11 protein-coding genes are annotated in these 11,624 nt (G+C 36.0%); 7 read left to right on the forward strand and 4 right to left on the reverse strand.

Annotated elements, in window-relative coordinates; translation table 11 throughout:
• Positions 1-181: 181 nt before the first annotated feature.
• The 3 genes from G5B32_RS16010 to G5B32_RS16020 form a co-directional block, all read right to left on the reverse strand.
• Positions 182-772 (reverse strand): RNA polymerase sigma factor, encoded by a 591-nt coding sequence (locus G5B32_RS16010; protein WP_165292504.1) that lies wholly within the window; start codon positions 770-772, stop codon positions 182-184.
• Between the two features lie 250 nt (positions 773-1,022).
• A complete protein-coding gene (glyA, locus tag G5B32_RS16015; protein ID WP_165292505.1) occupies positions 1,023-2,294 on the reverse strand; it encodes a serine hydroxymethyltransferase in 1,272 nt (423 codons plus the stop codon).
• Positions 2,295-2,457: 163 nt separating this feature from the next.
• On the reverse strand, positions 2,458-2,985 hold the full coding sequence (locus tag G5B32_RS16020) for a hypothetical protein (RefSeq protein WP_165292506.1): 528 nt from the start codon (positions 2,983-2,985) through the stop codon (positions 2,458-2,460).
• A gap of 99 nt (positions 2,986-3,084) precedes the next feature.
• Between G5B32_RS16020 and G5B32_RS16025 the strand changes: the two genes are divergently transcribed.
• Positions 3,085-3,438: a HesB/IscA family protein gene (locus tag G5B32_RS16025; RefSeq protein WP_165292507.1), complete on the forward strand. Its 354-nt coding sequence runs from the start codon at positions 3,085-3,087 to the stop codon at positions 3,436-3,438.
• A gap of 98 nt (positions 3,439-3,536) precedes the next feature.
• Here the strand turns inward: G5B32_RS16025 and G5B32_RS16030 are convergent, their stop codons facing one another.
• A complete protein-coding gene (locus G5B32_RS16030) occupies positions 3,537-4,379 on the reverse strand; it encodes a hypothetical protein (protein ID WP_165292508.1) in 843 nt (280 codons plus the stop codon).
• Positions 4,380-4,652: 273 nt separating this feature from the next.
• On the opposite strand from G5B32_RS16030, the gene ileS reads away from it, so the two are divergent.
• The 6 genes from ileS to G5B32_RS16060 all read left to right on the forward strand — a co-directional run.
• Positions 4,653-8,066 (forward strand): isoleucine--tRNA ligase, encoded by a 3,414-nt coding sequence (ileS, locus tag G5B32_RS16035; RefSeq protein ID WP_165292509.1) that lies wholly within the window; start codon positions 4,653-4,655, stop codon positions 8,064-8,066.
• Positions 8,067-8,069: 3 nt separating this feature from the next.
• Positions 8,070-8,456 (forward strand): TraR/DksA family transcriptional regulator, encoded by a 387-nt coding sequence (locus G5B32_RS16040; protein WP_165292510.1) that lies wholly within the window; start codon positions 8,070-8,072, stop codon positions 8,454-8,456.
• 68 nt (positions 8,457-8,524) lie between these two features.
• Positions 8,525-9,175, forward strand: a complete 651-nt coding sequence (locus tag G5B32_RS16045; protein WP_165292511.1) for a lipoprotein signal peptidase — start codon at positions 8,525-8,527, stop codon at positions 9,173-9,175.
• A 70-nt stretch (positions 9,176-9,245) separates the two neighbouring features.
• Positions 9,246-10,187, forward strand: coding sequence for a M20/M25/M40 family metallo-hydrolase (locus G5B32_RS16050; RefSeq protein WP_165292512.1), 942 nt, complete (start codon positions 9,246-9,248; stop codon positions 10,185-10,187).
• Between the two features lies 1 nt (position 10,188).
• Positions 10,189-11,100: an SDR family oxidoreductase gene (locus G5B32_RS16055; RefSeq protein ID WP_165292513.1), complete on the forward strand. Its 912-nt coding sequence runs from the start codon at positions 10,189-10,191 to the stop codon at positions 11,098-11,100.
• On the forward strand, positions 11,101-11,624 hold a 524-nt coding region (locus tag G5B32_RS16060), incomplete at its 3' end, for an acyl-CoA thioesterase (protein WP_165292514.1).

The following is an 11,624-nucleotide window of genomic DNA, read 5'->3' on the forward strand; positions in this document are numbered from 1 at the left end:
ACGGCTTCCTTCAGATTCCCCCTCGCGAAGGACACCCTTGCCTTAAGTTGACGTTTCCCACTATCAAGGCACGTTCGGGACTTACACCCTAGAGTTCACGCACATGCCGGGCGCACATAAAATAAATGGTTTCTCCTTAACGGAAAAACCATTTCAAAAAAGCTAATCACCTTATATTTTATCAATTAAATTGAAAACTTAGATTATGTTCCTCGATAAGACGGCGTAAATTGCTCAAGGCATATCGCATACGACCAAGTGCTGTATTAATACTAACATCCGTGATTTCAGCGATGTCTTTGAAGCTCATATCACAGAAATGTCTCATGATAAGCACTTCCTTTTGATCATCCGGCAGCAGTTGAATCAATTTTTTCAAATCAACATCAATCTGCTTTTTGACTAGCTTGCGCTCCGCATCTTCATCTGCAAAATCCATTACTTCAAAAATATCATATCCCTCATTGTTAATCACTGTGGGGCTACGCTTTTCCTTGCGGAAATAATCAATTACCATATTATAGGCAATACGAATCACCCATGGCAAAAATTTACCTTCTTCATTGTAGCCACCAGACTTAATGGTATTAATGACTTTTATGAAAGTTTCCTGAAAAATATCCTCAGCAATAAATTCGTCTTTGACACGCATATATATGGAGGTATATATCTTACTCTTATAGCGTTCTAACAAAACCTTCAAACCATTCTCTTCACCATTTGCATAAAGATGAATCAGTTCCTGATCAGTTATGTTATTCACATTTTTCATAACATTTCTTATTTAAGTTACAGCAAAAATTAAATTCGAGTAAGTGTGTTTCGATAGGCGTTTATATTTTATTTATAACAATTATTAATATAGCTAACTATTTACATAAAAGTAGGGTAAAATCTACAAAAAATCAAAAAGATTAGCTATCATTTAACATAAATTCACATTGTGGTTTACTAGAATTATACCACAAAAAAAGCACCAAAGTTTTCTTTGGTGCTTTTTAAAATATATAATTACAATTATATTACTTGTACAATGGGAATTTAGCCATCATTTCTTTCACTTTACCGTGAATTTTATCTAATTGAGCTTCATTACCACGGTTTTTCAATGCCTCATTGATTAATTCACCGATTTGAATCATTTCAGCTTCTTTCACTCCACGAGTTGTAATCGCAGCAGTACCGAAACGTACACCTGATGTCACGAAAGGCGAACGCGTATCAAAAGGAACCATATTTTTGTTAGTAGTGATACCCGCTTGACCCAATACTGCTTCAGCTTCCTTACCTGAGATATCTTTATTACGTAAGTCAACCAACATTAAGTGGTTATCTGTACCACCAGAGATAATTTTGTAATCAAGGTCAATGAAGAATTTAGCTAAAGCTTGCGCATTAGCTTGAACTTGTTTAGCATATACCAAATAATCATCTGTCAACGCCTCGCCAAAAGCAACAGCTTTCGCCGCTATAGTGTGCTCTAAAGGACCACCTTGAGTACCTGGGAATACCGCTAAATCCAATAATTGAGTGATTGTACGAGTTTCGCCTTTAGGAGTTTTAATACCCCAAGTGTTTTCGAAATCTTTACCTACCATGATCATACCACCACGAGGACCACGTAATGTCTTGTGCGTAGTTGTCGTTACGATGTGACAGTGAGGAAGTGGATCAGACAATAACCCTTTAGCAATAAGACCTGCTGGGTGAGAAATATCCGCCATAACTAAAGCTCCGATCTCGTCAGCTACTTTACGAATGCGAGCATAATCCCAATCGCGAGAATAAGCAGAAGCACCACAAATAATCATTTTTGGTTTTTCGCGTAACGCTGTTTCCTCTAATGATTCGTAATCGATTAGACCTGTATCTTCTTTTACACCATAAAATAATGGCTGGTAGATTTTACCCGATAAGTTCGCTGGAGAACCGTGAGTCAAGTGACCACCATGAGACAAGTCAAGACCTAAAATCTTATCACCAGGTTTGATTGTTGCTAAAAATACAGCTGCGTTAGCTTGTGCACCTGAGTGAGGTTGTACGTTTACCCATTCAGCACCGAATAATTGTTTTGCTCTATCAATAGCAATTGTCTCGATAGTATCCACTACTTCACAACCACCATAATAGCGTTTTCCCGGAAGACCTTCTGCATATTTATTAGTCAATACAGAACCAGCAGCTTCCATCACTTGTTTACTTACAAAGTTTTCCGAAGCAATTAATTCGATACCTTCTTCTTGGCGTTTTAGCTCGTCAGCGATTAGATTAAAGATGGCTTGATCTCTTTCCATTATACTTTAATTATTTTTGGATATTCGTATTGTTTAAAATTGACGCAAATATACGATTATCTTACCTTTTCTTTAAATTCTTTAACACTTCTTTTTTAAAAGAATGTATTAACAATAAATTCTTCACTAAAGCCTTCCGAATCTTTGAAAAAGTAAAATATTATTAGGCAGTAAGCTCTTTTTTTAGAATTATTTGAGCAGCCTCATAAGGATTCACTTCTAATTCCGCAACATGTTTTAGCACAACAGCTACATAATCATCTATTTTGGCACCCAAAGGAATCACTCTTGCTGTATTCTTAAAAAGGCTAATTGTACTTTCTTTCAAATCTTTCACATTAGTCCACGCTGCATCTGAAACGTATAACTGTTGAGTAAAATTATGTTGGTATTCATTTTCAATATCATTTATCAACAATTGTTTAAATTCATCTATGGATATACTATTGGAATGATGACGCAACATCACTTGATAAGGAGAAATGCGGTGTGCAAATAAAATTAATCTTTCATAAGCTGCGTATTTCAGATGTTGGGTATTCTTGAGCAAGTCTTTGTTTTGTCCAATATCACTTACTTTGAGAAAAAGATATTCAACTTTGGGCCATACCACATAAAATGCCAGTACCAAGGCCACCAAGACTCCGAATGAGATAATAAATAACTGTTTCAGCAACTCTTCAAATTCCATGTATTTTAGTGTTTATAAATTGTCAAAAAAACTTAGGTTCTATTTAAAAGCCTAAAAATATGTAATTTTGCTTAACAATCAATTTAGAAAGGATATTCGATGAGTACTGAAAATATAACAGCTGCAGCACCAGTTACTTTAACAGCAGGAGCCGTTGCAGAATTAAAGAAATTAATAGATCAACAAGAGTTAGGTCCAGACTTTGGTTTACGTCTTGGTGTAGAAGGTGGTGGATGTTCGGGAATGAGCTACATTTTAGGATTTGACACAAAGAAAGATGGTGATTCAGAATACGAAATTGAAGGAATTCGTGTTTTTATGAATAAAGCACATGGAATGTATCTAGCAGGTATGGAAGTTGATTTCAAAAACGGATTAGATGCACGTGGCTTTACTTTCAACAACCCTAACGCGACTAGCACTTGCGGTTGTGGATCAAGTTTCTCCGCATAATATTTTTTATTTTACGTTTAATACAACAAAAGCACTTCCATGGGAAGTGCTTTTGTTGTATACGTGGATTTCCTAATAAATTAGTCCCAAATAATCTATTAGAGGTGTTCAATAAATATAGTATAAATAGCACTGCAAGGTTTAACAACTAAATTGTTATGAAACTTTTTTAGAACATATCTTAAATTTGAACTATTCAATTTTCGACCAATCCTAGCAATATCTGGACTTTCTAAAAATTCCTGTTCTGACCATTTTTGATCATATACAAAAAGCATTTCCCCTTCAAGACGTATACTATTACTAATCGGTTCAATAAAATATAATGTTAAAGAATCTTTATACAAAAAGAAAGACTCTCCATAATCTATATCCTCCACAGTAATTTCATTACCAATTTTATTTACCTTAAATTCATGTCGACTGTATATTGGACGTCCATATCTAATTGGGGGCAAATATTTAATTGGATTAATTATCAAATAATCATCTAATTGTTTTTTCAACCACGAATTCTCTGAGTGTGTGGTCATTTCTATATTCGATTTATTATAGGCAAAATATAGCTTAAATTGAGCACTAAATTCATTAGGAATTACTTCCAACGTTTTTAAGTACTTTTTGAATGAATCACAAAATTTTCTATTACCTCCACCAAATTCTGCACTGATACCTGGATTAGGAAATACCACGTTTCCAACATTTTTTAAATGATCATACTCATATACATCCACTATTTGCATATTAGACAACAAATCATTAATCCCAACTACCATATAAATTATTGAATCTTGAATACTTTCATTATTTACAACAAACTTATTCAAAAGCCTATATTCATCTTTACTCCAATGCACAGAGTCTTTAATTCGATAAAATGTAGGTCCCTTTGTGAAGATTAATCCACTACTACTTAATGGCACATGTAAACTCCATCTCATGTCATTAAAAAATGTCTGGAAGTTTTTAGAAAGCTTTATCAAATTTGAATCACTTTCCGACTGAGAATACACTTTAGATAAAATTAACAGATAGAAGAATACAATAAAAAAACGTTTCATACCTCAATGATGCTAAAATTGATTTTATTCCACAAGAAATCTAATCCGAAATTCATAAATACTCATCTAACTATGCTTCGCTTTTTTCACCTTCCATATTTAAAGTTATTTCGTTAAATTAGCGACCTTTGAAAAATTGATATAAAATACGTGATGTACAAGGAATATAAGCAGTTAAATTTACCGGAAATCGGAAAGGAAGTTTTAAGACGTTGGGGTGCGGAAAACATTTTCGCAAAGAGTATTTCGAATCGTCCTGCAAGCAAACCATACACTTTTTATGAAGGTCCGCCTTCGGCGAATGGTATTCCAGGCATTCACCACGTGATGGCTCGTACGATTAAGGATATTTTCTGTCGTTATAAAACCTTGAAAGGCTACCAAGTAAAACGTAAAGGTGGTTGGGATACGCACGGTCTTCCTATTGAGTTGGCTGTAGAGAAATCTTTGGGTATTACCAAAGAAGATATCGGCACAAAAATTTCTGTCGAAGAGTACAACAATGCTTGTCGCAAAGAAGTCATGAAATACACCGATGTATGGAATGACTTAACAGAAAAAATGGGCTACTGGGTGGACTTAGAAAATCCATACATTACTTATCAAAACGAATACATCGAAACATTGTGGTTCTTGTTGAAAGACTTATACAAAAAAGGTCTTTTGTACAAAGGATACACCATTCAACCCTATTCACCTGCTGCAGGTACAGGTTTAAGTTCACACGAATTAAACCAACCTGGCACGTACAAAGATGTAAAAGACACTACTATCGTCGCTGAATTCCGTGTGGACAAAACACAAGTTCATCCGTTGATTAATATCTTAGTAGAATCAGCGGATGAAGATGTGGCTTTCATCGCTTGGACGACTACGCCTTGGACATTACCAAGTAACTCGGCTTTAGCTGTAGGTCCAAAAATTGAATACGTAAAAATCAAAACTTTCAACCAATACACAGGTTCTCCTGTTTCTGTGATCTTAGCGAAAAGCTTGATCGGTAAACATTTCAAAGCTGAAGGTCAAAACGCTTCATTCCAAGATTACAAAGTAGGCGACAAAATTGTTCCTTGGGAACAAGTAGCTGAATTCTCAGGTGCGGAATTGGTCGGTTTACGTTACCACCAATTGTTACCTTATATCTCTTCAGAGGAATTATTAGAAAAAGCTTTCCGTGTCATTCCAGGTGACTTCGTGACAACAGAAGATGGTACAGGTATCGTTCACATTGCTCCTACTTATGGTGCAGATGACTTTAGAGCTGCCAAAGAAGCTGGTGTACCGGGAATTTTGGTAAAAGACGAAAATGGTAAAGAAGTGCCTACAGTTGACCGTACAGGTCGTTTTGTAAAAGAAGTAACTGATTTTGCAGGGCGTTTCGTAAAAGAAGAATACTATTCGGAAGAAGAACGAGCTGATAAAGACTTCCGTCCGACAGATGTATTAATCGCTATCAAGTTAAAAGAAGATAACAAAGCGTTCGACGTTAAAAAATACGAACACACCTACCCACACTGTTGGCGTACAGATAAGCCTGTATTGTACTATCCATTGGATAGCTGGTTTATCAAAACTACTTCTGTAAAAGAGAAATTGGTAGAATTAAACAAAACTATCAACTGGAAGCCAGAAGCTACAGGTTCAGGTCGTTTTGGCAACTGGTTAGAAAACTTAGTAGACTGGAACTTATCACGTTCTAGATATTGGGGGACACCACTTCCAATTTGGAGAACAGAAGATGAGAACGAGGAAATCTGCATCGGTTCAATGATTGAATTGAAAGGATTATTGCAAGCTTCTTTGGAGTCAGATGTACTTTCAGCTGAAGAAAAAGCCGTGAACAAAGAATACTTAGACAAATTCGGTTCTGATAAATTAGACTTACACCGTCCTTATGTAGACCATATCGTGTTAGTATCCGAATCAGGACAAAAAATGTTCCGTGAGCCGGACTTAATTGATGTTTGGTTTGATTCAGGTGCGATGCCTTATGCGCAATGGGGATTAGATTACGATAAATTAGCAGCTGGCGATCCTCTTCCTTTCAAATCGGATTACGATTCAGCATTCCCTGCAGATTTCATCGCGGAAGGTGTTGACCAAACACGTGGTTGGTTCTTTACGCTTCACGCGATTTCGACAATGGTTCGTGGTTCTGTTGCTTTCAAAAACGTCGTATCTAACGGATTGGTATTAGACAAAAATGGTAACAAAATGTCTAAACGTCTTGGAAACGGCGTGGACCCATTTGCTACAATCGAGAAATACTCAGCTGATGCGACACGTTGGTACATGATCAGCAATGCTTCTCCTTGGGATAACTTGAAATTCAACGAAGAAGGTTTGGACGAAGTTCGTCGTAAATTCTTCGGTACATTGTATAATACGTACGCATTCTTCGCTTTATACGCGAACATCGACAAATTCAGCTACGCTGAACCAGAGATTGCACTTGAAAATCGTCCAGAAATCGACAGATGGATTATCTCCTTATTGAATACCTTGACTAAACAAGTAGACGAATTCTATGCAGATTACGAACCAACAAAAGCCGCTCGTGCTATTCAAAATTTTGTAGACGAGCATTTGAGTAACTGGTACGTACGTTTGTGTCGCCGTCGTTTCTGGAAAGGTGAATACACAGCAGATAAGATTTCTGCTTACCAAACTTTGTATACTTGTTTGGACACTATCGCCAAATTAATGGCGCCAGTTTCGCCGTTCTTTGCAGATCAATTGTATTTGGATTTGAACAACGCAACGAAAAAAGAAAATTTTGAGTCAGTGCACTTGGCTGACTTCCCTGCATATCACACGGATCTGGTAGACACTGCTTTAGAAGAAAGAATGGCATTAGCACAAGACATTTCTTCGTTAACATTGTCTCTACGCAAAAAAGTTGGTATCAATGTACGTCAACCATTAAGCAAGATATTGGTTCCTGTGTTGGATTCTTCTTTCCAAGAAAAGGTAGAGAAGGTAAAAGACTTGATCTTGTCGGAGACAAACATAAAAGGCATTGAGTTTATCACAGACACCACAGGAATTATCAAGAAAAAAATCAAACCAAACTTCAAAGCGTTAGGTGCTAAAGTGGGAAAAGATATGAAAGTCGTGAGTACGGCTATTCAAGGATTAGGTGCTGAGGAGATCAGTACACTTGAGAAAAATGGATCATTAGTTCTTGCAGATACGGGTTATACGATAGGATTGGAAGATGTAGAAATCATCGCAGAAGATGTGGCAGGATGGCAAGTAGCGAATTTAGGTAATTTGACTGTAGCTTTGGATATCCAAATCACAGCAGAATTAAAGCAAGAAGGAATCGCTCGTGAGCTAATTAACCGCATTCAAAACTTACGTAAAGAAAAAGGATTCGAAGTGACTGACAGAATTCGTTTACAAGTAAGTAGAAATAATGAGATCGAAGAAGCTGCCAAAAATAATTTATCGTATATTTGCACCGAAATACTAGCTGATTCATTTGAATTCGTGGATGTTGTAGAAACCAATGACAGCATCGAGATCAATGAAAGTAAACTTGAGGTATTAATCGCAAAAAATTAGATCATGGGAGAAAACACAGAAAAGACACGTTATAGTGACGCGGAATTACAAGAATTCAAAGCAATTATTCTTGAGAAATTGAGAATTGCTAGAGAAGAACTGGATGCATTAACTAAAACATTGAGTGGTGGTAATGCGAACGGAACAGATGATACCGCAGGTACGTATAAAACGTTAGAAGATGGTTCAGCTACCCTAGAGAAAGAGCAAACTAATCAATTAGCTGCTCGTCAAAAGAAGTTTATTGATAACTTAGAAGCTGCGCTTGTACGTATTGAAAACAAAACTTACGGTATCTGTAGAGAGACAGGTAAATTAATTCAAAAAGAACGTTTGAAAGCGGTTCCTCACACTACTTTGAGTATTGAGGCCAAAAACAAACAATACTAGACAAAAAATTAAAGCAAAAGATAGCCTTTGCAATGCTTAAATTGTAAAGGCTATTTTATGAAATTGATATGAAAGGCTACACAAGACCCATTACATTAATTGCTATTATCTTACTTATAGACCAACTCTCCAAGTTTTGGGTAAAATTAAATATGACCATCGGTCAAGATTTCAACGTTATTGGTAATAAGTTCCTAATTCATTTTATTGAAAACCCAGGTATGGCCTACGGTATGGAATTCGGTGGTGAATATGGAAAATTATTTTTAACTGTGTTTCGTATCCTTGCTGTTGGTGGTATTGGTTATGGATTACATTATATGATTCAAAATAAATACAACCGTGGATTTATTTTGAATGTAGCCTTAATATTTGCTGGAGCTGTAGGTAATATTATTGACTCTGTATTTTATGGAGTAATTTTTAGCGAAAGCACCTATTACGAGAAAGCAACATTGTTTCCTGAAGCTGGAGGTTATGCCTCATTATTACATGGAAAAGTAGTGGATATGTTATATTTTCCACTTATAAATGGTACATTCCCATCTTGGTTTCCAATTTGGGGAGGTGAAGATTTCTTATTTTTTAGACCTGTTTTTAACATTGCTGACTCCGCTATTTCAGTGGGTGTCTTCTTAATATTAATCTTCCAAAAAAGATATTTTAAAGAAGAACATAAGGAAAAAGAAACGCCACATAGCGAGATACTTGAAGATTAGAATAGAATATAAGGGTTAGATGTAAAATCTAGCCCTTTATTTTTATATTTATACCTCACTACATAAGGTTATGAAAAGACTTTTTCCGTTATTTATTCTTCTTTTAGTTTTACTAAGTGCCAAACTTACAGCACAAGAAATCGAAATTAGTCGATTGAAAAAGCATATCTTTTATTTGGCAGATGATAAAATGAAAGGTAGAGCGACAGGCTCTAAAGAATTAGCGAAAGCGGCTAACTATATTGAAAATGAATTCAAGAAATATAAGTTGCAACCTTTAGGTGAAAAAGGCTATAGGCAAGCCTTTGAAGCGAAAGTTCGTCGTGTTATTGTGCCCGATAGTATTCGTCAAGCAGAAAATATTATTGGTTTTTTGGATAATGGTGCTCCTTATACTATAGTAGTGGGTGCGCATTACGATCACTTAGGACATGGAAATTTTGGTGGAACAAGAGACACCTCACATATTGGACAGATTCATAATGGAGCAGATGACAATGCTTCAGGAGTAGCTGGGCTATTGGAATTAGCGCGTTATTATAGCAGCAACAAAATTAAAGAGAAATATAACATCTTATTCATTGCCTTTTCGGCAGAAGAATTAGGATTGGTAGGTTCCAAATATTGGACAGAGCATCCTACCCTACCTTTGGATAAAATCCATTGGATGCTGAATATGGATATGATCGGAAGATACAATCCTGATAACGGCTTAGCAATTATTGGATATGGTACTAGTTCCAAATTCCCTTCTATCTTTGAAAATATTTCAAGCACGATAAAATTCAATAAAAGTAAAGATGGTAATGGTGGTTCAGATCAAACGTCTTTCTACAAAAAGAACATTCCAGTTTTATTCTTCCATACTGGAGGACACGATGATTACCATAAAGCGACCGATGATGCAGACAAAATTGATTATAACGCTTTGAAAGCGATTCTTGAATTAGAAGTTAAAGTCATTGACTATTCTATGCTTCACGATAAAATGGATTTTATTTGGACAAATTAATATGCGCGTACTACTTACAGGTTCTAATGGATTTTTAGGACAAAAATTTTGTGAAAAATTATCAGAATATTCAGAAATCAAGGCAATTCTAGGAGTTTCGAAGTCTCTGAATAGAAATTCGTATTTGGACGAAAATACTTTCAAACAAATAGATTTATTGGATTATGAATCCTTCTTAGAAATTATCAATGCATTCGAACCTACTCATATTTTACACACTGCTGCCTTAACAGCTGTGGAAACTTGTGAAGAAAAACCCAAATTAGCACAACAGATAAATGTGGATCTTTCTGCGCAATTGGCGCAGATAGCAAAGCAAAAGAATATCCATTATACATTCATTTCAACAGATTTTGTATTTGATGGACTAAATGGACCTTATAAAGAGACGGACGCTGTAAAAGCAACTAACAATTATGGGCAAACCAAAATTGACGCAGAACAGCAAATTACTGCAGTGAATACAGACGCGGCTATTCTAAGGACTATTCTTGTTTATGGAGCAATACCAGATAAGAACAGAAGCAATCTTATACTTTGGGCTAAAAAACAATTAGAAAACGGTTCTCCTATTAAAGTAGTGTCAGATCAATGGCGTATGCCTACTTGGGTGGATGATTTAGCAGACGCTTCTTATTCGGCGATGCAAAAGAGAACTTCAGGTATCTTTCATATTTCAGGAAATGAAATGATGACAGTATTAGAAGCGGTAGCAACACTTGCTGACACGTGGAACTTCGACAAATCGCTGATATCACCTATTACCGCAGCAGAAATAGGACAGGCGACAAACCGTCCTCGTAAGACTGGTTTTATATTAGACAAAGCTGAGCAAATATTAAACTATAAGCCTACATCTTTTGTTGTATCTTTGCAAAAAATTAATGAACAATTAAAAAAATACAACAGTTAGATGGAAGCAAAAAAAGCACACGAATCCTACACCGAAATGAATGAATTAGTTCTTCCCAACGATACCAATACATTTGGAAATCTAATGGGTGGAAGATTGTTGTATTGGATGGATATCTGTGCTGCGATGGCTGCACAAAAGCACTGCAGCAATGTTGTAGTTACAGCTTCTGTAGATAATGTATCGTTCAAGCGTTCTATCAAATTAGGCGAAGTAGTTACTATCCAAGCACAAGTTACTCGCGCTTTTAATACTTCAGTAGAGGTAAGAATGGAAATTTTTGCACAAAATCTTCCTAAAGGCACAAAAGAAAAAAGTAATGAAGCCTTTTATACTTTCGTAGCGCTAGATCCAGAAGGAAAACCTAAAGCTGTTCCACAACTTATTCCTGAAACAGAAAAAGAAAAACAACTCTACGATGAAGCGCAGCAACGCCGTGAGCTTCGTTTAATTCTGGCAGGAAAACTAAAACCTGAAAACGCCACAGAACTCAAAAATGTAGTTGGTCTATTTGACCACAAAGG

It is taken from the genome of Sphingobacterium sp. SGL-16 (genome assembly GCF_011043515.1).
Taxonomy (GTDB): domain Bacteria; phylum Bacteroidota; class Bacteroidia; order Sphingobacteriales; family Sphingobacteriaceae; genus Sphingobacterium; species Sphingobacterium litopenaei.